We start from the raw sequence: 25878 nt of genomic DNA on the forward strand, positions 1-25878 counted from the left end.
ACGGCTGCGGCTCCCGCGCACGGCGCGGCCCGTGCCGCCGTCCGCGCCCGCCCCCGGCGACGTGCTCGCCGAGGCCGCGGGCCTGCGGGTCCGGCTCGGCGACCGGGAGGTGCTGCGCGGTGTCGACGTCACCGCCCGCGCGGGCGAGGTGCTCGCGCTGGTCGGGCCCAACGGGGCGGGAAAGTCGACCCTCCTGGCCGCGCTGGCGGCCGATCTGCCCGCCGCGGAAGGGGTCGTACGTCTTCACGGGCGGCCCGCGCGGGACTGGTCACCGGCCGAACTCGCCCTGCGCCGGGCCGTACTGCCCCAGACGACGGCGCTCTCCTTCCCCTTCACCGTGGAGGAGGTCGTCCGCATGGGCCGGGCACCCTGGGCCCACAGCCCGCGGGACGACGACACGGCGGTCGCCGCGGCCATGGCGGCCACCGAGGTCACCGCCTTCGCGGCGCGCTCGTTCACCGCGCTCAGCGGCGGGGAGCGCGCCCGGGTGGCCCTCGCGCGGGTGCTCGCGCAGCGCGCGCCGCTGCTGCTGCTCGACGAGCCGACCGCCGCGCTCGACCTGCGGCACCAGGAGTCGGTGCTGCGGGTGTGCCGGGAAAGGGCGCACGCCGGTGACGCGGTGGTCGTGGTGCTGCACGACCTGGGGCTGGCGGCGGCTTACGCGCACCGGGTCGCGATCCTGTGCGCCGGTCGCGTCTCGGCCCTCGGCCGGCCGGCCGAGGTGTTCACCGACGCTCTGCTGAGCGAGGTCTACCGACAGCCGGTCGAGGTGTTCCCGCACCCCAGGACCGGTGCCACGCTGATCACCCCCAAACGCGACGAAACAGTTCCCTTGACCTCGCCTTGACCGTTTCGTGGAGTTTGTTTTGAGACACCGTGATCAAGCCGTTTCTGTGCGGCCCCTGTGAGAGCTGAATCACCGTATGGGCGGGTATCAGTCAGGCAAGCCTCAGATAAGTTAGGCCAGCCTCACCATGCCGGACGGGCCCCGCCGTGCGGCTTGTCCGACTTCTCTTGGAGCCTGCATGCGAGCCGTCCGACTGTCCGTTGTCACCGCCGCCGCCACCGCGGCCGCACTGGCCGCCGTCACGGGTTGCACCGAGAAGAGCGACGCGAAGAACGGCGATGCCATCCAGGTGACGGCCACCGACACCACGTGCAAGGTGTCCAAGAAGGAGTTCCCCGCCGGGCGCGTCCAGCTCGACATCGAGAACAAGGGCTCCAAGGTCACCGAGGTCTACCTGCTGTTCCCGGACGACCGGATCGTCAGCGAGCGCGAGAACATAGGTCCCGGCACCAAGCAGCGGGTCGTCGCGGAGGTGAAGGCCGGCGCGTACACGATCGCCTGCAAGCCCGGGATGAAGGGCAAGGGCATCCGCGAGGAGGTCAAGGCCACCGGCGGCAAGGTCGCCAAGCGCGACCCGCGCCTCGACAAGGCGGTCGCCGCCTACCGCGAGTACGTGCAGGAGCAGGCCGACGCCACGCTGCCGAAGGCCAAGGCGTTCGCCGAGGCCGTCAAGGCCGGCGACGTCGAGGCCGCGAAGAAGGAGTTCGCCACCTCGCGCCTCGGCTGGGAGCGCACCGAGCCCGTCGCCGAGTCCTTCGGCGACATCGACCCGAAGGTCGACGTCCGCGAGGACGGCCTGGAGGACGGCCAGGACCCGGCCACGGACTGGACCGGCTGGCACCGCCTGGAGAAGTCCCTCTGGAAGGACAAGAAGATCGGGGACCGCGAGAAGGAGCTCGCCGACAAGCTGATCACCGACCTGACCGACTGGCAGAAGCGCGTCGGCAAGGCCGAGATCACCCCGACCTCCATGGCCAACGGCGCCAAGGAACTGCTCGACGAGGTCGCCAGCGGCAAGGTCACCGGTGAGGAGGACCGTTACTCGCACACCGACCTCAGCGACTTCAAGGGCAACGTCGAGGGCGCGCAGAAGGCGTACGAGCTGCTCAAGCCGGTCGCCTCGGAGAACGACGCGGCGCTGACGGCGGAACTCGACAAGCAGTTCACCGCGCTGAACACGCTGCTCGACAAGTACCGCGCGGACAAGAACTCGTACGACTTCACCTCGTACGACAAGGTCGGCGAGGCCGACCGCAAGGAGCTCTCGGACGCGGTCAACGCGCTCGCCGAGCCCCTGTCCAAGCTCGCCGCCGCCGTCGTGAAGTAGGAGCGACAGCCATGACGGACCCCCAGGACAGCACGGTCGACACGGACGGCACCGGCGCCGCGCGCGCCGGGGCCACCGGCCCCGCACCGACCCGGCGTTCGCTGATCGGCTGGGGCGGTGCCGGGCTCGCGCTCGGCGCCGCCGCGGCCGGCGGCGCCGTCGCGATGACCCGTACCGGCAACGACGTCGAGCCGGCCGCCGCCGCGGCCGGTGCCGGCATCGCCTTCCACGGCGCGCACCAGGCGGGCATCGCGACGGCGGTGCAGGACCGGCTGCACTTCGCCGCGTTCGACGTGAAGACGGACGACCGCGACGCCTTCGTCCAGCTCCTCAAGGACTGGACGCGGGCGGCCGCCCGGATGACCGCGGGACACGCGGTCGGCGAGGGCGCCTACGGCGGTCTGGCCGAGGCGCCGCCGGACGACACCGGTGAGGCCCTGGGGCTCAAGCCCTCCCGGCTGACGCTGACGATCGGCTTCGGTCCCTCCCTGTTCGAGAAGTTCGGCCTGGCGGACCGCAGGCCGGAGGCGCTCGTCGAGCTGCCGAAGTTCCCGGGCGACAACCTGGACAGGGCCCGCAGCGACGGCGACCTGTGCATCCAGGCCTGCGCGGACGACCCGCAGGTCGCGGTGCACGCCATCCGCAACCTGGCCCGGATCGGCTTCGGCAAGGTCGCCATCCGCTGGTCGCAGCTCGGCTTCGGCAAGACGTCGTCGACGACCCCGGACGCGCAGACCCCGCGCAACCTGATGGGCTTCAAGGACGGCACCCGCAACATCGCGGGCACCGAGACCGAGCGGCTGAAGAAGTTCGTGTGGGCCGACGAGAAGGACAACGGCCCGGACGCCGCCTGGATGAACGGCGGTTCCTACCTCGTCGCCCGGCGCATCCGGATGAACATCGAGACGTGGGACCGCACCTCCCTGCAGGAGCAGGAGGACATCTTCGGCCGCGACAAGGGCGAGGGCGCCCCCGTCGGCAAGGCCAAGGAGCGCGACGAGCCGTTCCTCAAGGCGATGAAGCCCGACGCGCACGTCCGGCTCGCGCACCCCGACTCCAACGGCGGAGTGACGATCCTGCGCCGCGGCTACTCCTTCACGGACGGCACGGACGGCCTCGGCCGCCTGGAGGCGGGCCTGTTCTTCCTCGCCTACCAGCGGGACGTGCGCAAGGGGTTCATCCCCCTGCAGCGCAACCTGTCGCGCACCGACGCGCTCAACGAGTACATCCAGCACGTGGGTTCGGCGGTCTTCGCCGTTCCGCCCGGCGTCCGGGACGAGGACGACTGGTGGGGCCGGGCGCTGTTCTCCAAGGAGGCGTGACCGTGTTCGGCAACTATCTGATCGGCCTGCGCGAGGGCCTGGAGGCCAGCCTCGTCGTCTGCATCCTCATCGCCTACCTGGTGAAGACGGAGCGCAGGGACGCCCTGAAGCCGATATGGGCCGGCATCGGTGTCGCGATCACGGTGGCACTCGGCTTCGGCTGCGCGCTGGAGTTCGGCTCCCAGGAGATGACGTTCGAGGCCCAGGAGGCGCTCGGCGGTTCGCTGTCGATCCTCGCCGTGGGCCTGGTGACGTGGATGGTCTTCTGGATGCGGCGCACCGCCCGGCACCTGAAGTCCGAGCTGCACGGCAAGCTGGACGCGGCGCTCGCCATGGGAACGGGCGCGCTGGTGGCGACCGCGTTCCTGGCGGTCGGCCGGGAGGGCCTGGAGACGGCCCTGTTCGTGTGGGCGTCGGTGCACGCGGCCAGCGACGGCACCCCCCGCCCGCTGGTCGGCGTGGCGCTGGGCCTGGCCACCGCGGTCCTGCTCGGCTGGCTGTTCTACCGCGGCGCGCTGAGGATCAACCTCGCCAAGTTCTTCACCTGGACCGGCGGCATGCTGGTCGTCGTCGCCGCGGGCGTGCTCGCGTACGGCGTCCACGACCTGCAGGAGGCCGACTTCGTCCCGGGCCTGACGAACCTGGCCTTCGACATCAGCGGCACGATCGACCCGGCGAGCTGGTACGGCACCCTGCTGAAGGGCGTCTTCAACTTCCAGCCCGACCCGACGGTCCTTCAGGTCACGGTGTGGGCGCTGTACTTGGTCCCCACGCTCGCGATCTTCCTCGCCCCGGTAGGGTTCGCCTCCGGGAAGAAGAAGGTGAAGGCACCTGATGAGCAGGGATCGCACGGGTCGCAGCCCTCGAAGGCCTCGTAGCCTCGGCCGTCTCGGCCGTCTCGCCCTGGCGGCGGCGACGGTGTCCGCGCTGGTGGCGTCGGCGGGCGGCTGCGTGGTGGTGCACGGCGAGCGCGAGGTCGTGCCCACCACCACCCGCGCCGAGGCCGCCCGCGCGCTGGAGGACTTCACCGCCGCCTACAACAAGGCGGACGCGGCGTACGACCGTTCCGCGGACGCGGACCGGGTGACCGGTCCGCTCGCGGACATCGACGGCGCCAGGCTGAAGGCCGGACGCGTCGTCCAGCCGGGCGGGAATCCCCGGCATTCGGCGCTGAGGTTCGACGACGCCGGGTTCTCGATCCCCGCGAAGGCGGGCTGGCCCCGCTGGTTCGTCGCGGACGCGACCGCCAACAAGGGCGTGCCGGGCAGCCGCTGGCTGCTCGTCTTCACCCGGAACGACGCCCGTGAGCCGTGGCAGGCTTCCTACCTGACGGTCCTCGGGGCCGGTGACGTACCCGAGTTCGCGAAGGACGAGGACGGCTGGGCGCGGCCCGTCACCGCCGACGACGCGGCGCTCGCCGTCGAGCCGCGCGAGCTCGGCCGGTCGTACGCGGCCTATCTGAGAACCGGCGGCGACACCTTCGCCCCGGGCGTCCACACCTCGCAGTGGCGGGCCCAGCGCGAGAAGTTCGCCAGCCGTCCCGGACTCGCCCGGCAGTACATGGACCAGCCGCTGACCTCGGGCGACTACGCGCCGGTGGGGCTGCGCACCACGGACGGCGGGGCGCTGGTGTTCTTCGCCACGCGCCGCTTCGAGAAGGAGACCGCCGCCGCGGGCACCGCGATCCCCTCCCCGAGCGCGGAGGTGCGGGCCCTGACGACCGGCGAGATCAACCGGTCCCTGACCCTGGAGTTCGTCTCCAACCAGGTCGTCCTGGACCCGCCGAAGGGCTCGGGCCGGGGGCAGGTGTCCGTCCTCGGACGGGTCGAGGGGCTGACGGGCGCCAAGGGCGAGTGAGCCCGGCGCGCACCCGCGCCCCGGGCCGGTCCTCGGTCCGGACGGGTCCTCAGCCCCGGTGGGGCCAGGCCGCGAGCTGGTCCGCGCCGTTCTCCCCCGCGTAACGGGCGCATTCGTCGGTCAGGGTCTCCAGGAGCGTGAGCGGGTCCGGCAGCGGATGCTCGGGGCCGCGCACCCAGTCGACGCCCAGACCGCCGGGGAGGCGGGCCGGCGGCACGAGGACGTACGAGCCGCGGCAGTGCCAGCGGAAGCCGGGGTGTTCGTCCATCGTCTCGGGGCGGCAGTCCAGTTCGCAGGGCCACCACTCGTCCTCGTCCTCGGGCGTGCCGCGGGTGAGGGTGAAGAAGAGCATGCGTCCGTCGCCGCTCTCCGCGACGGGTCCGACCGCGATGTCGGAGGCGAGCAGGCGCTCCAGCGCCTCGCGGCCCGCGTCCAGCGGCACGTCCAGGACGTCGTGCACCATGCCGGTCGCGGTGATGAAGTTCGCCTTCGGCTGGTGACGGGCCCAGCGCTCGATCTGGGCGCGGTCGGTCGTCGACTGCGTCTGCCAGGCGAAGGAGACGGGGTGGCGCGCGGGGGTGGGGCAGCCGACCCGGTCGCAGGAGCACCGGTAGTCGGAGGGGTACGCGGCCTGCGCGAGCGGCAGTCCCGCGGCGGCGGCGGCGAGCAGCAGGGCCTCACGGCCGTCGGCGGACGTCTCCGTCGGGGCTTTCGGCCGGCCTCCGCGCAGCCACGTCGAGATTTTGCCCCACGTACCGGAGCGGCGGCCGAACTCTGCGCTCATCTATCCCCTCGCCTCGCCGTAGTGCGATTCGTCCTCGTCCCATCGTCCCACCATCCTGGGCCCCGGGTGGCCGGAGCCGGCAAGCGCACCGGCCGGGGCGGCCCTCCCGCCGGGTCCCGATCGGGCGTTATCGCGCGATGAGGGGTGATTTGCCGTGCCCCTGGCGGAGGCCGGACCCGTGCGGGGCGTAGTCGGACGGCGCGCCCGCGTAGCCGGACGAGACCGATCCCACTCGGACGGTCCCACCCGGACGGTCCGCCCGGACGGGATGACGGCCGCGCGGGACGAGACCGGGAGGCGGTCTAGTGACCTGAGTCAGAGATTCGGTGGCAGTAGGCGGCGACTTTGTCGAGGATCTCGTCTGCTGTTTTCGTCCAGACGAACGGTCTGGGGTGCTCGTTCCAGTCGGCGAGCCAGGCCCGGATGTCGCGTTCGAGGGCTTGGACGGAGCGGTGGACGCCGCGCTTGAGCTTCTTCTGGGTCAGCTCGGCGAACCACCGCTCGACCAGGTTCAGCCAGGACGCACTGGTCGGCGTGAAGTGCAGGTGGAACCGTGGGTGTGCCAGCAGCCACTTCTTGATGGCGGGTGTCTTGTGAGTGACGTAGTTGTCCAGGATGAGGTGGACATCGAGCCCAGCCGGCACCTCCTTGTCGAGCTTGGCCAGGAACTTCTTGAACTCCACGGCCCGGTGGCGGCGGTGGATCGAGCCGATCACCTTGCCGGTGGCGACTTCCAGGGCGGCGAAGAGGGTCGTGGTGCCGGCGCGGACGTAGTCGTGGCTGCGGCGTTCGGGAACGCCGGGCATCATCGGCAGGACGGGCTGGGACCGGTCCAGGGCCTGGATCTGCGACTTCTCGTCCACACACAACACCAGGGCCTTCTCCGGCGGGTCCAGGTAGAGGCCGACGACATCGCGGACCTTGTCGATGAACAACGGGTCGGTGGACAGCTTGAAGGTCTGTGAGCGGTGCGGGGCCAGGGCGAACGCCCGCCAGATCCGCGAGATGGTCGACTGCGACATCCCCGTGGCCGCGGCCATCGACCTCGTCGACCAGTGGGTCGCGTTCTTCGGTGTCTCCTCGAGCGTCTTGACGATGACCCGCTCGACGTCGGCATCGGTGATCTTCCGGGGGACGCCGGGCCGCGGATCGTCGCACAGGCCGTCCAGGCCCCGCTCGATGAAGCGCCGCCGCCAGGTGCGGACCGTGTCCGGAGCGATCCGCAGCCGGCGCGACACTTCCATGATCGAGTGGCCCTCGGCGCACTCCAGCACGATCCGCGACCGCTGAGCCAAGGCCTGGGCCGTCGTTCGGCGACGCAACCAGCCCTCCAGCACCGCCCGCTGGGCATCAGTGACCGACAACGGCGGAATCCTCGGACCCGGACGACTCATGCCCGACTAACGACGAATCTCTGACTCAGGTCACTAGGGCCTGTCTGACAATTCGCGTCGCCGCCCGGAGGGCGGCCCGGCGGCGTCAGGTGCGTGCTCTCGGTGTGCCGGCCCCAGGCCTGCGTACTGGATGTACTCGGGTCTGGGGCCGGTGCGGCGAGAGTGCGTGCATGGCGTCGCCGGGCAGACGCGAATTGTCAGACAGGCCCTAGGAGGCGTCCTCGGGCGGGGGCCAGGCGTCGCCCCATTCGGCGTCGCGGGCCGCCTTGTACAGCGGTCCGTGGCGCTTGGTCACCGTCTCCCGGCGCAGCGTCTCGTCCGGCTCGCACAGGTCGAGCAGGACCTGCCCCTTGCGGATCTGCGGCTTGCGCACGACGCGCGAGGGCGCCGGGACGGGCTCGAAGCGGGTCGCGGCGACGTAGCTGAACTTCTCGTCCTCGTACGGCAGGGAGCCGCCCTTGACCTGGCGGTGCAGGGAGGAGCGGGCGACCCGCGCGGAGAAGTGGCACCAGTCCCGGCCGGGGACGATGGGGCAGGCCGCGCTGTGCGGGCAGGGCGCGGCGACGTGGAAGCCGGCGCCGGTCAGGCGCTCGCGGGCGGCGAGGACCCGGGCGTAGCCGTCGGGGGTGCCGGGCTCGATGACCACGACGGCCCGCGCGGCGCTCGCGGCGGCGTCCACGACCGAGGCGCGGTCGTCCTCGGTGAGCTCGCCGAGGACGTACGAAACGGTGACGAGATCAGTGCTCTCGATGGTGAGCGCTGCTCCGATGCGAGAGCGCTGCCACGCGGCGCCCGCCAGTTCCGGGTTGGCGGCGGCGATCTCCCGGCCGAGCGCGAGGGCCGGCTCGGCCCAGTCGAGCACGGTCACCGGACGGGTGCCCTCCCAGGTCGCGTTCACCGCCCAGGTGGCCGCGCCGGTGCCGCCGCCGACGTCGACATGGCTCCCCGGCGTCCAGCCGGGCACCGCGTCCGCGAACTCCTCCAGCGCCGCGCGCACCGCCTCGAAGGTCGCGGGCATCCGGTACGCGGCGTACGCGGCCACGTCCGAGCGGTCCCGCAGGACCGGGGTGTGGGTCGGGGTGGTCCCCCGGTAGTTCGCGATCAGCCGGTCGACCGCCTGCGCGGCGGCCTTCGGCGGCAGACCGTCGAGGAGTCCGGCGAGGGCGCTGCGCAGGATGTCGGCGGGAGGTACGGGGGCGTTCACGGCCCGATTCTCTCAGGTGCCGCGCACCGCCCGCCGCAGCCGGGTGGCCGCCGCCGCCCGGGGCGCGTTGTCCGGCGGGCGCCGCCGGGGGTGGACCGTGTTGGCGAGCAGGACGAGGAACGTGTCCGTCTCCGGGTCCAGGACCAGGGAGGTGCCGGTGAACCCGGTGTGTCCGGCCGCGCCGCGGCCCGCGAGGGCGCCCATGAACCAGGGCTGGTCGAGGGCGAACCCGAGGCCGGGCGGGGTGAGGAGGAGTTCGACGAAGTCGGGGCCGAGGATGCGGGCGGGGCCGTACGAACCGCCCGCGAGCAGGGTGCGGCAGAACACGGCCAGATCGCGCGCGGTGGAGAACAGCCCGGCGTGCCCGGCCACCCCGCCGAGCGCCCAGGCGTTCTCGTCGTGCACCACGCCCCGCAGCATCCCCCGGTCCGCCTTGGCCCACGGGCGCCGCTGGTCCTCCGTCGCCGCCGCGCCGGGGCAGGGTCCGAAGGCGGTGGCGTTCATCCCGAGCGGGCGGGTGATGCCGTCCCGGACGAGGACGTCGAGCCCCCGGCCGGTGACGCGTTCCAGCACGTACTGCAGGAGGAGCATGTTGACGTCGGAGTACCGGTACTCGCCCGGCCGCGACGAGGGGGCCTCGGCCCGCAGCATCGCCAGCCGGGCCGCGTCGTCCCGGCATGCGTACAGCGGGAGTTCGGGGCGCAGCCCGGAGGTGTGGGTGAGGAGCTGCCGTACGGTGACGCCGTGTTCGCGGGCCGCGCGGAACTCCGGCAGGTACGCGCCGACGCGCGCATCTATGCCCAGCGTGCCGCGCTCCAGCTGCTGCACCGCGGCGACCGCCGTGAACAGCTTGGTGAGGGAGGCCAGGTCGAAGGGCGTGTGCACGCTCATGGGCACGCGCGCGTGCGGCGGCAGCTCGACGCCGGTGTCCTTCTCCTCGTCGTGGGACGCGTAGCGGACCGCCCAGCCCGCCGCCTCCTCGACGGCGACGACCGGGCCCCGGCCCGCGACCACCACGACGCCCGCCGCCCACGGGTCGGGCCCCTGGGTCAGGGCACGGACCTCCTCGACGAGCCCGCGCAGTTCACCGGCGTCGAGTCCGGCGCGTTCCGGCGTGCCGTTCCGCAGTCTTGGCGCGCTCAGTTCCCCGCCCCTTTTCCGTTCGAAGTGCGTCCCGTCCGCCAGGGACGGCACAGTCCCGCGAAGCAGCCGACGGCCACCAGCGCGGCCGCGAGCTGGACGACGGCCATCGGGACGGCGGTGTCCTCTCCGGCGATGCCGACGAGCGGTGAGGCGACCGCGCCGATGAGGAAGGAGGAGGTGCCGAGCAGCGCGGAGGCGGAACCGGCCGCGTGCCGTACCCGCATGAGGGCGAGGGCCTGCGTGTTCGGCATCGCGAGGCCCATGGCGGACATCAGCACGAACAGCGCGGCGGCGACCGGGGCGAGCCCGGCCCGGCCGAGGACGCCGGTGGACATGATCAGCAGCGCGGTCGCGGCGAGGACGACGAGGGCGAGCCCGGTGGCGAGGACCTTTTCGAGGGCGACCCGGCCGACCAGCAGTTTCCCGTTGATCTGCCCGGCGATCACGAGGCCGACGGAGTTCACGCCGAAGAGCAGGCCGAAGGTCTGCGGGGAGGCGCCGTACAGGTCCTGGATCACGAACGGTGAGGCGGAGATGTAGGCGAAGAGGGCCGCGAAGGTGAAGCCGCCCGTGAGCGTGTACCCGGTGAAGACGCGGTCGGCGAGCAGGTGCCGCATGGCGCGCAGGGCCTCGCCGACGCCGCCGCCGTGCCGGTCGGCGGGTTCGAGGGTCTCGGGCAGTTTCGCCCAGACGAGGGCCGACAGCGCGATGCCGACGGCGGTGAGGACCACGAACACGCCCCGCCAGTCGGTGAAGCGCAGGATCTGTCCGCCGATGAGCGGAGCGACGACCGGGGCGACGCCGGAGACCAGCATGAGGGTGGAGAAGAAGCGGGCCATCGCCACGCCGTCGTACAGGTCGCGGACGACCGCGCGGGCGATCACGATCCCGGCCGCGCCCGCGAGTCCCTGGACGAGGCGGAAGGCGACGAGGAGGCCGATGCCGGGCGCGAGGGCGCACAGGGCGGTGGCGAGGACGTAGACGGCGAGGCCGGCGAGCAGCGGGCGCCGGCGTCCCCATCTGTCGCTCATGGGCCCGACGACGAGCTGGCCGAGCGCCATGCCCGCGAGGCAGGCGGTGAGCGTGAGCTGCACGGTGGCGGCCGGGGCGTGCAGGGAGCCGGTGACCTCCGGCAGCGAGGGCAGGTACATGTCCATCGCGAGCGGCGGTGTGGCGGTGAGGCCGCCGAGGACGAGGGTGACGAGGAGTCCGGTGCGGCGCGGGCCGCCGGTTCCGGTGCGCGGCCGCGGTACGGCACCGGGTGCCGCGTCGGCCGCCGGGGCCAGCGCCTCGTCGCCCGTCGGCGTCCGGGCGGCCGTCGGCGCGGTGCCCGGGGTCCCCGTCTCCGGTATGCGCCCCCGCGGGTCCTCCTGGTCCCGCGCGGTGCGGCCACGCTCGGGCATGTGCCCCCCTCTCCGAAAGATGCGGCCCCTATGCTCTCAGTTCGAACAGCGGGTTCGGGGTCACGATCAAGGGGCGGGCATGACGGACGGGCGTGGACGCGTGCGGTGGGGGATTCTGGCGACCGGCGGGATCGCCGCGGCGTTCACGGCGGATCTGGTGGACATGCCGGACGCCGAGGTGGTGGCCGTCGCCTCGCGGTCGGACGCCTCGGCGAAGGCGTTCGCGGAGCGGTTCGGGATACCCAGGGCGTACGGGGACTGGGCCTCGCTCGCCGGGGACGAGGACGTCGACGTCGTGTACGTCGCCACCCCGCACTCGGCGCACCGGGTGGCCGCCGGGATGTGCCTGGAGGCGGGGCGCCACGTGCTGTGCGAGAAGGCGTTCGCGCTGAACGCGCGGGAGGCTGGGGAGCTGGTCTCGCTCGCCCGCGGCCGCGACCTCTTCCTGATGGAGGCCATGTGGATGTACTGCAATCCGCTGGTCGGGCGGCTGAAGGCGCTGGTCGACGACGGGGTGATAGGTGAGGTGCGCACGGTGCAGGCCGACTTCGGCCTGGCCGGGCCGTTCCCGCCCTCGCACCGGCTGCGGGACCCCGCGCAGGGCGGCGGCGCGCTGCTCGATCTCGGCGTCTATCCGGTGTCGTTCGCGCAGCTGCTGCTCGGGGAGCCCTCGGACGTCACCGCGAGAGCGGTGCTCTCCGACGAGGGCGTCGATCTCCAGACGGGTGCGCTGCTCTCCTTCGAGAGCGGTGCTCTGGCTTCGGTGCACTGCTCCATCAACGGCGGCACTCCGGTCGCCGCCTCCGTCACCGGCTCCGCGGGCCGCATCGACGTCCCGGGCGGCTTCTTCTTCCCGGACCACTTCGTCCTGCACCGCGACGGACGCGAGCCGGAGACCTTCCGCGCCGACCCCGCCTCCGGCCCCCGCAGCAGCCTCAAGCACGAGGCCGCCGAGGTGATGCGCGCCCTGCGCGCCGGCGAGACCGAGTCCCCGCTCGTCCCGCTCGACGGCACGCTCGCCGTGATGCGGACGCTCGACACGATCCGCGAGCGCATCGGCGTCCGCTACCCCGGCGAGGCGTAGGCGCCGGCCGGTGGTCCACCAGGAAATGGTCGACAAATCAACCCACACATACGGAAGCTGAACTTCCGGAGCATATAAGCCGTTAGGGCGCTCATGCTCGCCATCTCCCCGTCGCTGCTTCACAGTTGGAGCACACGACTTCGGCACCGGCCACGGGCCACGGGCCACTCCGAGGGGGGAGGCGGCAGTCACTCCGCGGCCCGGGCGGGGGCCCGCCCCGCGCGGGACCGCGGGGCGTGCACCGGACCGTGGAGCGACTGCCGCCGTCGTCACTCCTTCTTCGCGCCTTCCGCCTGGCCGGTGCTTTCCGGCTGCTCCGTACCCTCCGGCTGCCCGGTGCTTCCCGTCTGGCCCGCGCCTTCCGGCTGCTCCGTACCTTCAGGCCGGCCGGTGTCTTCCGTCCCCTCCGGCTGCCCGGTGCTTCCCGTCTGGCCCGCGCCTTCCGGCTGCTCCGTACCTTCAGACCGGCCGGTGTCTTCCGTCCGGCTCGGGCTTTCCGTCTCTCCCGCGCTTTCCGCCTGACCGGTCCCTTCCGCCTGGCCCGTGCCCTCCGCGTCGGCCGGCTTCTGGGTGGGCCGGCGCCTTCGGCCGCGCAGCGCGAGCGCGCCGCCCGCGAGGAGCGCCACCACCGCCCCGGCCCCGCCGACCAGCCCCCACGGCGTGCCGTCCTCCGACCCGGCGGCCCGGGCCTGGGCACCCGCCGCCGCCTTCACCGCCTTGCGGACGGGCTTCGCGCTCTCGGCGCGCGCGCTGAGCGGATCGACCAGCGTGCCGACCGGCTCGGCCTGCGCACCCTTCCCGAAACCCCAGTCGAGGAGCCGGGCCGTCTCCTCGTAGACGGCGTTGCCGCCGCTCTCGGGGTGCATCACCGTGACGAGCAGGGTCCGTCCGTCGCGGGTCGCCGCACCGGTGAACGTGTTGCCGGCGTGACTGGTGAAGCCGTTCTTCACGCCTATCAGGCCCTCGTACGGCTTCATGCCCCAGGCGCCCGTCAGCAGGCGGTCGGTGTTCTGTATCTGGAAGGTCTTCTTGCCGCCGGCCGGGAAGTCCGCGGTCTTCATCGAGCAGTACTCGCGGAAGTCGGCGTCCGCGAGACCGTGCCGGGCGAAGAGCGTCAGGTCGTAGGCGGACGAGAGCTGGCCCTTGTGGTCGAACCCGTCGGGGCTGACCACATGGGTGTCCAGGGCCTGGAGGTCCTTCGCGAGCGCCTGCATCTCGGCGACGGTGGCCTCGATGCCGCCGTTCATGTGGCTGAGGACGTGCACCGCGTCGTTGCCCGAGCGCAGGAAGACTCCCTGCCACAACTCCTCGACGGTGTAGGTGATTCCGGGCTTGATGCCGACGAGGCTGGAGCCCCCGGGGACGTCGGCGACGTCGGCGTCGACCACCTTGTACGTCCGGGTCCGCTCGAACTTCTTCAGCACGGTGTCCGCGAACAGCATCTTCAGGGTGGAGGCGGGCGCGAGCCGCCGGTGCGCGTTGTACGAGGCGAGCACCTCGCCGCTGGTGTGGTCCGCGACCAGCCAGGCGCGGGCGGTGAGGTGCTTGGGCAGCCCCGACGCGCCGCTCACCTGGATCCCGGGACGGGCCAGCCTCTCACCGCCGATCGTCGAGGTGGCACGGGCGGTCGTGGCCGTCGCGGCGGCGAGGGGAACGGCGGCGGCGAGGCCCAGGGCCGCACGCCGGGAGAGCCGGGAAGAATCACGCATCCCGGGACCGTACAAAGTCCGTCCGAGAAGTGTGACAGCGGGGTGACCACGAACGGGACACCGGTTCCGCGACCCCGTCGGAACGAGTCACGCGAGAACCCGGCGGTCCCGCCGGCGCCGTCACCGGGCCGGTCCCGGCATACACGCGTTTCCTGGCGAAGGGCCCTCAAGAGCCTGGGAACGGGCTGTCTGACCCGATATTGATTCCGGGGTCCGGATTCTCAGCCCCCGCACATCCTTCCCTCAGCCCGGCGCAAAGGTTCCTCCCTAGCTTGTGGCTGCGCCCACAGGGGGGCGCCGAGAACCTTTGAGGAACGGGATGTTTGGCATCTATCTCAAGCGTGAGCTGAGCCGGCGCAAGAAGGCGGCGCTGGTGATCGCCATGGGTCTGGCGCTCGGTATCGCGCTGGTCATCACCGTCAGCTCGGTGTCGGCCGGCATGCAGCAGGCCCAGGAGAAAGTCCTGAAGTCGCTGTACGGCCTCGGCACCGACATGACCGTCACCAAGGCCCAGGCCGCGCCGTCGGGCAACTCCTCGGACCGGCCGAAGTTCGACTTCGACGCCAAGTCGGACGGCAGCGAGGAGCAGAGCTCGGACCGGGTGATGACCCAGGGCGGACAGACACTGAAGTCCTCACTCGTCACCGAAGTCGCCGCGCAGAAGGGCGTGTCGAGCGCGGTGGGCTCGCTCAGCCTGAACGTCGTCAAGGTCGACGGCTCGTTCACCCAGGGCAAGGCGAAGTCCTCGACGTCGGACTCCCAGGGCGGCCCCGGCGGCCAGGGCGGCGGTACCGGCGCGCCCCAGGTCCAGGGCGGCGGCGCCTCCTTCGACGTGAACAACTACTCCGTCGCGGGCGTCGACGTGAGCCACCAGGAGCTCGGCCCGCTGGCCACCTCGAAGATCACCACGGGTAAAACGTTCACGGCCGCGCAGACCGACGCGAAGGTCGCGGTGCTCAGCAAGTCGTACGCCAAGGAGAACAAGTACAAGGTCGGCTCGACCCTGAAGATCTCCGGCAAGAAGTACGAGGTCATCGGCATAGCGACGCCCGACACCAGCGAGTCGACCACCGACGTCTACCTGCCGCTGAAGCAGGCCCAGACGCTCGGCGACGCCAAGAACAAGGTCACCACGATCTACGTCAAGGCGACCGACTCGAAGCAGATCGCCACGGTCAAGTCGACCATCCAGAAGAACATCTCCGGGACGACCGTCACCACCTCCGCCGACCTCGCGGACACCGTCTCCGGCTCGCTGTCCACCGCCTCGAACCTCGCCACGAACGTCGGCAAGTGGCTGTCCGTCGCGGTCCTGGTCGCGGCCTTCCTGGTCGCGGCGCTGCTCACCTCCTCCGCCGTCTCCCGCCGGGTGCGCGAGTTCGGCACGCTGAAGGCGCTCGGCTGGCCGTCCCGCAAGGTCACCCGCCAGGTCGTCGGCGAGTCGGTCGTGAACGGTCTGCTCGGCGGCGCCCTCGGCATCGCCCTCGGACTCGCGGCGGCCTACACCGTCACCGCGATCAGCCCGAAGCTGACGGCCGAGCTCGGCTCCACCGGCGGCAGCGGCGGCCCGGGCGGCATGGGCGGCCCCGGCGGCGGCGGTCCCGGCGGGGCGGCCTCCGCGGCCAAGAACACCGTCGACATCGCGCTGTCCGCGCCGGTCTCGTTGACCACCATCGCGCTCGCGGTGGGCCTGGCCGTCGCCGGCGGTCTGATCGCCGGCGCGATGGGCGGCTGGCGCGCCTCCCGGATGCGCCCGGCGGACGCCCTCCGCAGCGTCTCCTGACCCGTCCCCGGGCACACCCCACGAGTCGGGGCGCCGCGTCCACTCCCCCCGGGCCGCGGCGCCCCACCCCCTTCATCCTCGGAGAACCTTCATGTACAAGCTCACCGGCGTCACCAAGCGCTACACGCGGGGCAAGGAGACGGTCGAGGCCCTGCGGGGCGTCGACCTCACCATCGAGGACGGCGACCAGCTCGTCATCCAGGGCCCCACGGGCGGCGGCAAGTCGACGCTGCTCCAGATGATCGGCGGGCTCGACCGGCCGACCTCCGGTTCGGTCGAGCTGGACGGCGTGGACCTCGCCGCCATCGGCGAGGCGAAGCTGACCCGGCTGCGGGCCGAGAAGATCGGCATCATCTTCCAGTCGTTCAACCTCATCCCGACGCTGACCGCGCAGGAGAACGTCGAGACCGCCCTCGTCCCCCTCGGGGTCAAGCCCGCCGAGCGGCGCGAGCGGGCCGCCGAGGCGCTGCGCTCGGTCGGTCTCGGCGAACGGCTCACGCACGTCCCGACCGAGCTGTCGGGCGGTCAGCAGCAGCGCGTGGCCATCGCCCGGGCCCTGGTCAAGAAGCCGAAGGTGCTGCTCGCCGACGAGCCGACCGGCAACCTCGACGAAGGCACCCGCGACGACATCATGGGGCTGCTCGAAGGGCTGTGGCACGAGTACGGGCTGACGTTCGTCATGGTCACCCACGACTCGTCCATCGCCCGCCGCGCACCCCGCCTCGCGACCATCAGGGCCGGGCAGATCACCCTGACCGAACAGGCCGGCGCCCGCCGGGCCGTCCCCGGCGAGGACGGCCCGGGCCACCTGCCCGGGCAGCAGCAGTACGCCCAACAGCCTTACGCGTCCGGGCAGTTCACGCAGGAGCAGTACGCGCAGGAGCAGTACGGCGCACCCCGGGGCCGCTGAGCCCCGCGACGGCCCCCGCCGCCCGCACCCGGCCGCGTCCCGCGCCCCTCGCGCCTCCCGGGCCGCTCACCGCCCCAGCACGCCGTCGACCTCGGTCAACTGCGCCGCGGTGAGCGGCCCTTTGGCGATCGCGCCCGCGTTCTCCTCGGCCTGGGCGACCGAACGGAAGCCCGGGATCGGCACGGTGCGCGGGCTGCGGGCCCACAGCCAGGCGAGGGCCCCCTGGGCGAGCGTGCGCCCGCCGCTGGTGAGGATCTCCCTGAGGGCGTCCACCCGGGCGAGCCACTCCGGGTCGGCGCCTCCTTCCGGGGTGAAGCCCTGCAGCCAGGCCGGCGGCACGCTGCGGATGTCCCCCGCCCCCAGGGCGCGTCCCGCGGGGCGTCCACCGGTCAGCAGACCCATGGCCAGCGGGCTGCGGTTGATGCTCGCGAGCCCGGACTCCTCGCACAGGGCGACGAGTTCGGGCGCGTCCTGGAGGACGTTCAGCCGGTGCTGGACGGCCGCGCAGTGCTCGCCCGCCGCGAAGACCGCCGCCCGCGCGGGGTCGTCGGTGCTCCACGCGTACGCCCGGATCAGCCCTTCCCGTACGAACTCCTCGCAGGTGTCCCGGAGTTCGGCGGCGCGCTCCGGGTCGGCGTCGGCCAGGTGCAGCTGGTACAGGTCGATCCAGTCGGTGTCCAGGCGCCGGAGCGAGGCGGTGAGCGCGCGGCGGGCGTACGCCGGGGAGTCGTCGCCGCCGATGAGCAGCCGGCGCTCCTCGTCGACGACGTTGCCCCACTTGGTGGCGACGACCACGTCGGCCCGCCGCTTGCCGAGCGCCCGCGCGAGCACCCGCTCGCTGTGTCCGGCGCCGTACGCGTCCGCCGTGTCGAAGAACGTCACGCCGAGGTCGAGGGCGCGCCGTACGGCCCGTACGGACTCCTCGTCGTCGACCTCGCCCCAGCCCAGCGGCTGCCCGTCCGCCGTCGACCACTCGCCGCCGATGGCCCAGCAGCCGAAGCCGAGGGCGCTCACGTCGATCCCGCTGTTCCCCAGGGTCCTGTTCCCGGTGTTCTCCATGCCTGCGGACACTAGGAGTTGGAGTCCACGCGAGGACAAGCCCCCTGGACCGGGAAGTTCAGGCCTGGCCGGTCTCGAAGCGGCTGATCCTGCCGCCGTCGTCGACGGTGAAGCTCCACCTGGTCTTCATCTCGCCCCAGGTGTCGTTGCGGTACCGCACGAGGAGGGAACGCCCTCCGCCGGACTCGCGGTCGACGTCCATGTGGCCGCGCGAGGAGAAGATCTCCCGGTCGGTCCAGTCGTCGAGGTCACGGTCGGTGCCGTCGTCCGCCATGGTGGCGCCGGGCGCGAGGAGCGCCTCGAAGGCTTCCCTGTCATGGGCGTTCACCGCGGCGACGAAGGCCCGGACGGCCGGGTCGCTGAGGCGCGTTACCTGAATGGTCATGGGAGCCACACTCACACCGGCTCCCCGCACCCGCCACCCGAACGGCGGCCCGGGCCCGCCGGACACGTCCGATCGGTGCGACGGTGGAGACCCGTGGGGAAACCGTCGCCCCCTCAGGACTGGGAGTCACCGTGACCTGTATCGACCGGCGTGATCTGGGACTGCTGCTGCTGCGTCTGAGCACGGGCGGCGTACTGGCCGCGCACGGAGCGCAGAAGCTGTTCGGCTGGTTCGGCGGCGGTGGCATCGAGGGCACCGGACAGGCCATGGAGGCCATGGGGTACGCGCCCGGGAAGGCCAGCGCCACGGCCGCGGGGCTCGCGGAGGCCGGTGGCGGCACGCTACTGGCGCTGGGCCTCGCCACGCCCGCGGCCGGTGCCGCGGCGGCCGGCGCGATGGCGGGCGCGGCGGCCGTGCACGTGCCGAACGGGTTCTTCGCGATGAACGGCGGCTACGAGTACACGGCCTCGCTCGGCCTGGCGGCGGCGGGCCTCGCGGTGGCGGGCCCGGGCCGGCTGTCCCTCGACCATCTGATGGGCCACACGGTGGACCGCGGCTGGATGGTACCGATCGCGCTGGGCACGACGGCGGCGGTCACCGCAGTGGTCGTGGGCGTCCGGAACAAGCGGGTGCGCGCGGCACGGGAGGGCAAGCAGGAGGCCCTGTTCGAGGAGTAGGGGAGCGGAAGGAAGGGGAGGGGCGGAGGAGCAGGGAGCGGAGGAGCGGGAGCCGGACCGGCGGAACCGGGGCCGTACACGCCTCAGGGCTCGGCCCGGTCCCTGGGACCGGGCCGAGCCCTGAGGGCAGACGAGTCGGGCTGTACGCCGGATTTTGTCACCCGGTCGCCTCGCGGCGGCCGGGGAGACGGCCATCCATCTAGGGCCGGCGTTGCCGCCGGCCTCGTGCGGTCTACCCGCGAACTCGGGCGAGCAGCCCTCGAACGTCCGCGCAGAGCCGCCTTCTCATCCGAGAGGGCGACTCCTCTTGACCTTGCTCCGGGTGGGGTTTACCTAGCTGCCCAGGTCACCCTGGGCACTGGTGGTCTCTTACACCACCGTTTCACCCTTACCGCGAACCGGAGTTCGCGGCGGTCTGCTTTCTGTGGCACTGTCCCGCGGGTCACCCCGGGTGGCCGTTAGCCACCACCCTGCCCTGTGGAGTCCGGACGTTCCTCGGGAAGGTCCACAAGAACCTCCACGCGGCCGTCCGCCCGGCTCGTCTGCCGTGCCGACCATGCTACCGGGCGAGCGGGACGCCGGGGACCGGAGGCCGCCGTGGCCAGCACGGAGCCCGCCAGGATGAGGGCGAAGGCGGCGAGGATCCCGGCGGTCAGCCGTTCGTCCAGGAAGAGGGCGCCCGCCGCGACCGCGACGGCCGGGTTGACGTACGTGATCACCGTCGACCGGGTCGGACCCACCTCCTTGATCAGTTCCAGGAAGGCCACGAAGGCGACGGCCGTGCAGACGACGCCGAGGCCCGCGAGGGCGGCCAGGACCTGTCCGGAAGGTATCGCCTCCGGCCGGGTGAAGGCCGCCGCGGGCGCGTAGACCAGCGCCGCCAGCACCAGGCAGGGGGCCGTCAGGTGCAGCGAGGGCACGTCCTTGAGCCGGCGGGCGACGATGAGCGGCGCGGTGGCGTAGCCGATGACCGTCAGCAGCACCTCGACCAGCGACCGGGCGTCGCCGCCGGTCAGATGCGGTGCCGTGAGGACTCCGACTCCGGCCAGGCCGAGGGCGAGGCCCGTGACGCGCCGGGCGCCGAGCCGTTCCGTGTCGCCGAGGAAGCGGGCCGCGGCCACGCCGACGATCGGCACACCGGCGATCAGCAGGCCCGCGGTGGAGCTGGACAGATGGCGTTCGGCGTCCGTGAGGGTCCACCAGGGGACCATGACCTCGATGGCCGCGAACGCCAGCATCGGGCGCCAGTGGGCCCGTACGGTCCCGGCCAGGCCGCCCTGCCGGATCGCGAAGGGAAGCAGCAGCGCGGCGCCGACCGCGCAGCGCGTGAACACCACCACCGACGGGGACACCTCGTCCACCGCCACTTTGATCATCAGATAGGGAATGCCCCAGATCACTCCCATCAGGGAGAACAGGAACCAGCCGCGTGCAGTCATGCGGGCAGTCTCGGCCACCGCCCGGCGGCGGGTCTTGAACGCTGTTGCGCTCAGGGGGAGGGCGGCAGCACGCTCGCGCGGTACGCCGCCGGCGTCACGCCCAGCACCCGGCGGAACCAGCGGGTCAGGTGCGCCTGGTCGGCGAAGCCCACGAGGGAGGCGACCTCGGCGGGGCGCAGTCCGGACTCCAGGAGCCGGCGGGCCCGGTTCACCCGGTGCTGGGCCAGCCAGGCGTACGGCGGTATCCCCGTCGTCGTGCGGAAGGCGCGCAGGAGCTGGTAGCGGGACAGGCCCAGGTCCGTGGCGAGGGCGGCGAGGGAGGGCGGGTCCTGGAGTTCGTCGGCCAGGCGGTCCCGTACGGCGTCGGCTATGCGCGCGGCGCCGGGGACCTCGTCACGGTCCGGGCGGGCCGTGGAGTGGCGCCGGGTCAGCGCGGCGAGCAGCCACGGCAGCCGCGACTCGGCCTCCAGCGGGTCCGGGCAGGTGCTCAGTTCGGTGTGCGCGGCGCGCAGCGCGGCGGCGAGTTCGGGATCGTCGAGCAGCCCCTCCCTGAAGTGCGGGAGGCCGCCGACGGCGCCTTCGGAGAGCAGGGACGGCTCCGCGTACAGGGCCCGGTAGGCGTAGCCCTCGCAGGCCGCGGGACCGCCGGTGTGCGTCTCGCCGGGGGCCAGCACGACGATGGACCCAGGGCCGGTCCTGAGGTGGCCGCCGCGGTAGCCGATGAGCTCCGAGCCCCCGACGCTGACGCCGATGGTGAACTCGTCGTGGGTGTGCGGGGCGTAGCGGTGCCGGTCGAAGCGCGCGGTCAGCAGGTCCAGGGGCCGGCCGCCCCGGCCGAGGACGGCCCGGGTCCAGCGGACCTCTTCCTTCGCCGCCGGCTTCCGCCGCGCGGTCCCTGCCGTCTCCGCCCGTCCGGTCATGGTCCTCTCCCCCTCGCCACCGTGGTCGGCCGCGTCCACCGCGCCCGCCCTGCGGTCAACAGCCGCGCCCGCCGTTTCCATGCCGCGGGCCGTCACCGGGATCAGGCGGGTTCGAACTGCGCCTTCGCCGTTGCGGGGTCCGCCCGGGTGAGCCGGACGCGCAGGCGTTCGCCCAGGGGCAGCGGGGCCGTCCCGCCCGAGATCCGGGCGAAGACCGCCGGGGACTCCAGTTGCACGGTCCCGGCCGTGGGGTCGTGTTCCGTCACGTCCACCACACATGCCTCGAAGATCTCGCCGACCCGGTCCTTGAGGAGTGCGGCCTCCACGATGTCGACGCACTCGCGCTCGACGGTGCCGGCCCGCCTGCTGCCCTCGGCCATCTCCTTGGGCAGGCCGTCGAGGGCCGCGAGGACCCACTCGGGGGACGGCAGACCGGCGGCGGCCGCGAGGCAGATCTCCGAGGCGTAGCGGTCGGCGAGCCGGCGCAGCGGGGCGGTGCAGTGGGCGTAGGGAGCGGCGACGGCGGCGTGCGCGGTGACCTCGGGCAGCACCCCGTCGCGGAAGACGGTGTACCCGGCGCCGCGCAGCAGGGTCGTGCACTCCTGGAGGAAGGCGGCGTGGTGCGGCAGGTGCGCGTCGAGGGAGCGGACGAGCTGCGCGTACGAGACGTGGTGCGGCCAGTCGACGCGCAGGGCTTCGGCGGTGCGGCGCAGCCGTCCGACCGCCCCGTCGGGCGCCGCGGGCAGGGTCCGCAGCACTCCGGTGCCGTGGTCGAGCATCAGCTCGGCCGCCGCCATCCCGGTGAGCAGGGAGATCTGCGCGTTCCAGCCCTCGACGGGCAGCGGGGCGCGGTAGGCGAGTTCGTACGCCCCGTCCTTCTCGACGATCTCCTGCTCGGGCACGTTGAGCGAGACGCCGCCCCGCGCGATCTCCAGGGCCTCGCGCAGGGTGCCGACGTCCTGGAGCAGGGCGAGGGGTTCCTCCGCCGTCCCCTCGTCGATCCGGTGCTGCGCGGTCGCGTAGTCGAGTCGGGCGCGGCTGCGGACCAGGGCGCGGCGGACGTCGGTGATCTCGGTGCGGCCGTCCGGGCCGAGGTCGATCGTCCACAGGACGGCCGGGCAGGTCTGACCCGGCAGGAGGCTCGCGGCGCCCTCGGAGAGCCGGGGCGGGTGGAGGGGGACCTTGCCGTCCGGGAAGTAGAGGGTCGTCACGCGCCGGTGCGCCTCGGCGTCCAGGGCTCCGCCGGGCGCCACGAAGGCGGCGACGTCGGCGACGGCGTACTGGACGCGGTAGCCGCCCCGCTCGCGGCGGGAGAGGTGCATCGCCTGGTCGAGGTCCTCGGACGTCGGCGGGTCGATGGTGAACAGGGGGATGTCCGTCGCGTCGTACGCGGGCAGACGGGCCGGCGGCCCGACCTCCGCGAGGACGTCGGCCGGGAAACTCCCGGGCACGCCGAGTTCGGTCCGCAGCGCGCGGAGAGCGGCTCGCAGCGGGGCCTGGGGGGCGCCCGTGACGCGGACGTGACGGCGGGGCATGGGTCGAGCGTAGGCCGGGGGCAGCCGTCGGGCACGCGGAGCGGGGCGCCCTCCGGGCGAGGGGGACCGGTTCACGCCCGCTGCACCGGCGGCCGGGGCGTCCGGCAGGGCCGGTGGGGCCGACAGGACAGTGGGACCGGTGGGGCCGGCAAGACTGGTGGGCCTGGCCAGCCCGACAGGACCGGTAGGACCGGTGGGCCCAGCCAGCCTGGCAAGCCCGACAGGCCCGGTGGGCCGGGTGGGCTCGGCGTCGGGCGGGAAAGGGGTCAGGGCGTACCCCGTAGGCTGGCGGCGGTCCGTATCCACCGTGAGGAGAACCAACCGTGCTCGTGCTGCTGCCGCCCTCCGAGGGCAAGGCACCCTCCGGCCGGGGAACCGCGCTCAAGCCGGAGTCGTTGTCCCTGCCCGGTCTCGCGGAGGCGCGTCGGGCGGTCCTCGACGAGCTGGTCGAGCTGTGCGTGGCCGACGAGGAGAAGGCCCGCGAGGTCCTCGGGCTGAGCGAAGGTCTGCGGGGCGAGATCGCGAAGAACACGGAACTGAGGACCGCGGGCGCCCGCCCGGCCGGGGAGATCTACACGGGGGTCCTGTACGACGCCTTGGACCTGGCCTCGCTGGACGCCGCCGCCAAGCGGAGCGCGGGCCGTTCGCTGCTCGTCTTCTCCGGTCTGTGGGGCGCGGTGCGGGTGACCGACCGGATCCCCTCGTACCGCTGCTCCATGGGTGTGAAGCTGCCGGGCCTCGGGGCGCTGGGCGCGCACTGGCGTGCGCCGATGGCCACCGCTCTCCCCGAGGCCGCGGGCGACGGGCTCGTGCTGGACCTGCGCTCCTCGGCCTACACGACGGCGTGGAAGCCCAAGGGCGAGGTGGCGGGACGGACGGCGACCGTACGGGTGCTGCACGCCCAACTGGTGAACGGGGTCGAGAAGCGTTCCGTCGTCAGCCACTTCAACAAGGCGACCAAGGGCCGGATCGTCCGCAGCCTGCTCACCGCGAGTGCCGCGCCGAAGAACCCGGCGGAGCTGGTCGAGGCGCTGCGGGATCTCGGGTACACGGTGGAGGCGGAAGCCCCCGGCAGGGCGGGCAGGCCGTGGGCGCTCGACGTGGTGGTGCGGGAGATCCACTGAGCGGTTGTTCGCTGAGCGGCCGCTCACTGAGCAGTTGTTCACTGAGCAGTTGTTCGCCGAGAGGCCGCCTCGGCCACCGACCACCACCCACCGCACGTCACACGTCACCCAGCCATCTCGCCATTTCATCAGCGTTGCATCATGTGCAACGACCTTTGCGCGTGATGCGCACCCCGGGCACGATGAGGGCATGACCCCGTCATCGTCCCCGTCTCCGCATGCCTCCGTGCTGGATCTCGCGCCCGTCGTCCCCGTCGTCGTGGTCACGGACGCCCGCGACGCGGTGCCGCTGGCCCGGGCACTGGTCGCCGGGGGGCTGCCCGCCATCGAGGTGACGTTGCGGACCCCGGCGGCGCTCGACGCGATCCGGGCCGTCGCGGCCGAGGTGCCGGACGCGGTGGTGGGCGCGGGCACGGTCCTGACGCCGGAGCACGTGGCCGAGTCGGTGGCGGCGGGCGCCCGCTTCCTGGTCAGCCCCGGCTGGACGGACGGACTGCTGAACGCGATGCGGGCGTCCGGGGTGCCGTTCCTGCCGGGGGTGTCCACGGCCTCCGAGGTGGTGGCACTGCTGGAGCGGGGGGTGCGCGAGATGAAGTTCTTCCCCGCGCAGGCGGCGGGCGGCACGGCCTACCTGAAGTCGCTGGCGGGGCCGCTCCCGCAGGCCCGGTTCTGCCCGACGGGCGGCATCGGCCCCGAATGCGCTCCGGACTACCTCGCGCTCTCCAACGTGGGCTGCGTGGGCGGAAGCTGGATGCTTCCGGCCGACGCGATCGCCGCGCGGGACTGGCGCCGGGTGGAGGACCTGGCACGGTCGGCGTCGGCACTGCGGCGGTAGTCGCGGCCGACCCCGTCCGGGGCTCGTCCTCGCTCAGCCCACCCGGATGACCACCTTGCCGAAGGCCGCGCCGCTCGCGTAGTACCGGAACGCCTCCCGCACCTCGTCGAAGCCGAGGACGCGGTCCACGACCGGACGGATCCCGTGCAGTTCCAGGGCCCTGTTCATGGACTCGAAGTGGGCGCGGCTGCCCACGAAGACCCGGCGGATCGTGACCAGGCTCGCCGCGTACGCCGCGCTGGAGATCTCGATGCCGGGCCTGCGCTCGTTCCCGGTGGTCAGGAGCACGATCTGGCCGTGGAGCGCGGCGGCCCGCACCGACTGCTCGATGGTGTCGGGCCCGTTGGTCTCCACGACCAGATCGGCACCCCGGCCTTCGGTCAACTCCTTGACGACGCGCCCCCATTCGGGGTTCCGGACGTAGTCGACGACATGGTCCGCGCCGAGCGCCTCGAGACGGTCCGCCTTGGCCCCGCTCGATGTCGTCACGATGACCTCGGCGCCGAGCGTCTTGGCGAACCGCACGACGAAGAGGGACAGCGCCCCGGTGCCGAGGGTGAGCACGGCCTGGCCCGGGACGATCGGCTCACCGCCCGTCAGACAGTGCCAGGCGGTCACCCCGGCACAGGGCAGACAGGCCGCCTCCTCCCAGGTCAGATGGTCGGGAACACGCACCGCGGCCTCCTGGCCCAGGCGGGCGTACTCGGTCAGCATGCCGTCGAGGGTGGCGCCGGGCTGGTCGAAACGGTCCGGGGTGATCCGGCCGTCCGTCCAGTTCGGGAAGTACGTGCTCGCCACCCGGTCGCCCACCGCGAACCGGGTCACCTCCGCGCCCACCGCGACCACCTCCCCCGCTCCGTCGCTCAGCGGGATCACGTCCGGCACGGCCTTCAGGGGATAGGTCCCCCTCAGGATCAGCAGGTCGCGCTTGTTCAGGGAGACGGCACGGACACGGACGAGAACGTCCCGGGGACCCGGTTCCGGGCGGGCCGACTCGCGCGGCACGATCCCGTCGACGGTACCGGGCGTTTCGAGGTGGTAGGCGCGCATGTCCGCTCCCTGAGTGGGCTCCCGAGTGGTCGCGTCCATGCTGGTGCGGCCGGATGCCCCGCTCAATTCCCGGCAGGGTATGGCGAG

Annotated in this window: 22 protein-coding genes, 1 other RNA gene and 1 pseudogene; 11 read left to right on the forward strand and 13 right to left on the reverse strand. The window is 72.8% G+C overall.

Annotated features, from left to right (window positions below; all coding sequences use genetic code 11):
• Positions 1-4 precede the first annotated feature (4 nt).
• From ACFW6B_RS28640 to ACFW6B_RS28660, 5 genes are all read left to right on the forward strand, one after another.
• Positions 5-847, forward strand: a complete 843-nt coding sequence (locus ACFW6B_RS28640; RefSeq protein WP_386600411.1) for a heme ABC transporter ATP-binding protein — start codon at positions 5-7, stop codon at positions 845-847.
• A 178-nt stretch (positions 848-1025) separates the two neighbouring features.
• On the forward strand, positions 1026-2174 hold the full coding sequence (efeO, locus tag ACFW6B_RS28645; RefSeq protein ID WP_386600307.1) for an iron uptake system protein EfeO: 1149 nt from the start codon (positions 1026-1028) through the stop codon (positions 2172-2174).
• An 11-nt stretch (positions 2175-2185) separates the two neighbouring features.
• A complete protein-coding gene (efeB, locus tag ACFW6B_RS28650; RefSeq protein ID WP_386600309.1) occupies positions 2186-3496 on the forward strand; it encodes an iron uptake transporter deferrochelatase/peroxidase subunit in 1311 nt (436 codons plus the stop codon).
• A 2-nt stretch (positions 3497-3498) separates the two neighbouring features.
• On the forward strand, positions 3499-4374 hold the full coding sequence (efeU, locus tag ACFW6B_RS28655) for an iron uptake transporter permease EfeU (protein ID WP_386600311.1): 876 nt from the start codon (positions 3499-3501) through the stop codon (positions 4372-4374).
• Positions 4331-5353 (forward strand): hypothetical protein, encoded by a 1023-nt coding sequence (locus tag ACFW6B_RS28660; RefSeq protein WP_386600313.1) that lies wholly within the window; start codon positions 4331-4333, stop codon positions 5351-5353. The genes efeU and ACFW6B_RS28660 overlap by 44 nt, the downstream gene beginning before the upstream one ends.
• A gap of 49 nt (positions 5354-5402) precedes the next feature.
• Here the strand turns inward: ACFW6B_RS28660 and ACFW6B_RS28665 are convergent, their stop codons facing one another.
• The 5 genes from ACFW6B_RS28665 to ACFW6B_RS28685 all read right to left on the reverse strand — a co-directional run bounded on the left by ACFW6B_RS28665 (position 5403) and on the right by ACFW6B_RS28685 (position 11281).
• Positions 5403-6137, reverse strand: a complete 735-nt coding sequence (locus tag ACFW6B_RS28665) for a bifunctional DNA primase/polymerase (RefSeq protein ID WP_386600315.1) — start codon at positions 6135-6137, stop codon at positions 5403-5405.
• A 302-nt stretch (positions 6138-6439) separates the two neighbouring features.
• On the reverse strand, positions 6440-7531 hold the full coding sequence (locus ACFW6B_RS28670; protein WP_386600317.1) for an IS630 family transposase: 1092 nt from the start codon (positions 7529-7531) through the stop codon (positions 6440-6442).
• Positions 7532-7739: 208 nt separating this feature from the next.
• Complete coding sequence (locus tag ACFW6B_RS28675) at positions 7740-8735, reverse strand: small ribosomal subunit Rsm22 family protein (protein WP_386600319.1); 996 nt, start codon at positions 8733-8735, stop codon at positions 7740-7742.
• Between the two features lie 12 nt (positions 8736-8747).
• Positions 8748-9929 carry a serine hydrolase domain-containing protein gene (locus ACFW6B_RS28680; RefSeq protein WP_386600320.1) on the reverse strand — a complete coding sequence of 394 codons (1182 nt, stop codon included), beginning with the start codon at positions 9927-9929 and terminating at the stop codon, positions 8748-8750.
• Complete coding sequence (locus ACFW6B_RS28685) at positions 9875-11281, reverse strand: multidrug effflux MFS transporter (RefSeq protein WP_386600322.1); 1407 nt, start codon at positions 11279-11281, stop codon at positions 9875-9877. The genes ACFW6B_RS28680 and ACFW6B_RS28685 overlap by 55 nt, the downstream gene beginning before the upstream one ends.
• Before the next feature lie 79 nt (positions 11282-11360).
• Between ACFW6B_RS28685 and ACFW6B_RS28690 the strand changes: the two genes are divergently transcribed.
• Positions 11361-12365, forward strand: a complete 1005-nt coding sequence (locus tag ACFW6B_RS28690) for a Gfo/Idh/MocA family protein (RefSeq protein WP_386600324.1) — start codon at positions 11361-11363, stop codon at positions 12363-12365.
• Positions 12366-12634: 269 nt separating this feature from the next.
• On the opposite strand, the gene ACFW6B_RS28695 is transcribed toward ACFW6B_RS28690, so the two are convergent.
• Positions 12635-14074 (reverse strand): serine hydrolase, encoded by a 1440-nt coding sequence (locus tag ACFW6B_RS28695; RefSeq protein WP_386600326.1) that lies wholly within the window; start codon positions 14072-14074, stop codon positions 12635-12637.
• 319 nt (positions 14075-14393) lie between these two features.
• Here ACFW6B_RS28695 and ACFW6B_RS28700 point away from each other — a divergent pair, with 319 nt between their 5' ends.
• A complete protein-coding gene (locus ACFW6B_RS28700) occupies positions 14394-15857 on the forward strand; it encodes an ABC transporter permease (RefSeq protein WP_386600328.1) in 1464 nt (487 codons plus the stop codon).
• 91 nt (positions 15858-15948) lie between these two features.
• Positions 15949-16767 carry an ABC transporter ATP-binding protein gene (locus ACFW6B_RS28705; protein ID WP_386600330.1) on the forward strand — a complete coding sequence of 273 codons (819 nt, stop codon included), beginning with the start codon at positions 15949-15951 and terminating at the stop codon, positions 16765-16767.
• 66 nt (positions 16768-16833) lie between these two features.
• Here the strand turns inward: ACFW6B_RS28705 and ACFW6B_RS28710 are convergent, their stop codons facing one another.
• Together ACFW6B_RS28710 and ACFW6B_RS28715 are read right to left on the reverse strand one after the other, a co-directional pair.
• A complete protein-coding gene (locus ACFW6B_RS28710; RefSeq protein WP_386600332.1) occupies positions 16834-17826 on the reverse strand; it encodes an aldo/keto reductase in 993 nt (330 codons plus the stop codon).
• A gap of 58 nt (positions 17827-17884) precedes the next feature.
• Entirely contained in the window at positions 17885-18211 is a 327-nt protein-coding gene (locus ACFW6B_RS28715) for a nuclear transport factor 2 family protein (RefSeq protein ID WP_386600333.1), read from the reverse strand.
• A 131-nt stretch (positions 18212-18342) separates the two neighbouring features.
• On the opposite strand from ACFW6B_RS28715, the gene ACFW6B_RS28720 reads away from it, so the two are divergent.
• On the forward strand, positions 18343-18888 hold the full coding sequence (locus ACFW6B_RS28720; protein WP_386600335.1) for a DoxX family membrane protein: 546 nt from the start codon (positions 18343-18345) through the stop codon (positions 18886-18888).
• 127 nt (positions 18889-19015) lie between these two features.
• Here ACFW6B_RS28720 and rnpB read toward each other — a convergent pair.
• The 4 genes and pseudogenes from rnpB to ACFW6B_RS28740 form a co-directional block, all read right to left on the reverse strand.
• Positions 19016-19429, reverse strand: an RNA gene (gene rnpB, locus ACFW6B_RS28725) — RNase P RNA component class A.
• 118 nt (positions 19430-19547) lie between these two features.
• A pseudogene (locus ACFW6B_RS28730) lies at positions 19548-20327 on the reverse strand (DMT family transporter); the annotation flags it as partial.
• Between the two features lie 50 nt (positions 20328-20377).
• Positions 20378-21247, reverse strand: coding sequence for an AraC family ligand binding domain-containing protein (locus ACFW6B_RS28735; RefSeq protein ID WP_386600337.1), 870 nt, complete (start codon positions 21245-21247; stop codon positions 20378-20380).
• Between the two features lie 101 nt (positions 21248-21348).
• Positions 21349-22782, reverse strand: coding sequence for an RNB domain-containing ribonuclease (locus ACFW6B_RS28740; RefSeq protein WP_386600339.1), 1434 nt, complete (start codon positions 22780-22782; stop codon positions 21349-21351).
• A 323-nt stretch (positions 22783-23105) separates the two neighbouring features.
• On the opposite strand from ACFW6B_RS28740, the gene yaaA reads away from it, so the two are divergent.
• Both yaaA and eda read left to right on the forward strand, forming a co-directional pair.
• Entirely contained in the window at positions 23106-23906 is an 801-nt protein-coding gene (yaaA, locus tag ACFW6B_RS28745) for a peroxide stress protein YaaA (protein WP_386600341.1), read from the forward strand.
• Between the two features lie 190 nt (positions 23907-24096).
• Positions 24097-24741 carry a bifunctional 4-hydroxy-2-oxoglutarate aldolase/2-dehydro-3-deoxy-phosphogluconate aldolase gene (gene eda / locus ACFW6B_RS28750; RefSeq protein WP_386600343.1) on the forward strand — a complete coding sequence of 215 codons (645 nt, stop codon included), beginning with the start codon at positions 24097-24099 and terminating at the stop codon, positions 24739-24741.
• 33 nt (positions 24742-24774) lie between these two features.
• Here the strand turns inward: eda and ACFW6B_RS28755 are convergent, their stop codons facing one another.
• Positions 24775-25857 (reverse strand): NAD(P)-dependent alcohol dehydrogenase, encoded by a 1083-nt coding sequence (locus ACFW6B_RS28755; protein ID WP_386600345.1) that lies wholly within the window; start codon positions 25855-25857, stop codon positions 24775-24777.
• Positions 25858-25878 lie beyond the last annotated feature (21 nt).

The organism is Streptomyces sp. NPDC058751 (assembly GCF_042746485.1).
GTDB lineage: Bacteria > Actinomycetota > Actinomycetes > Streptomycetales > Streptomycetaceae > Streptomyces.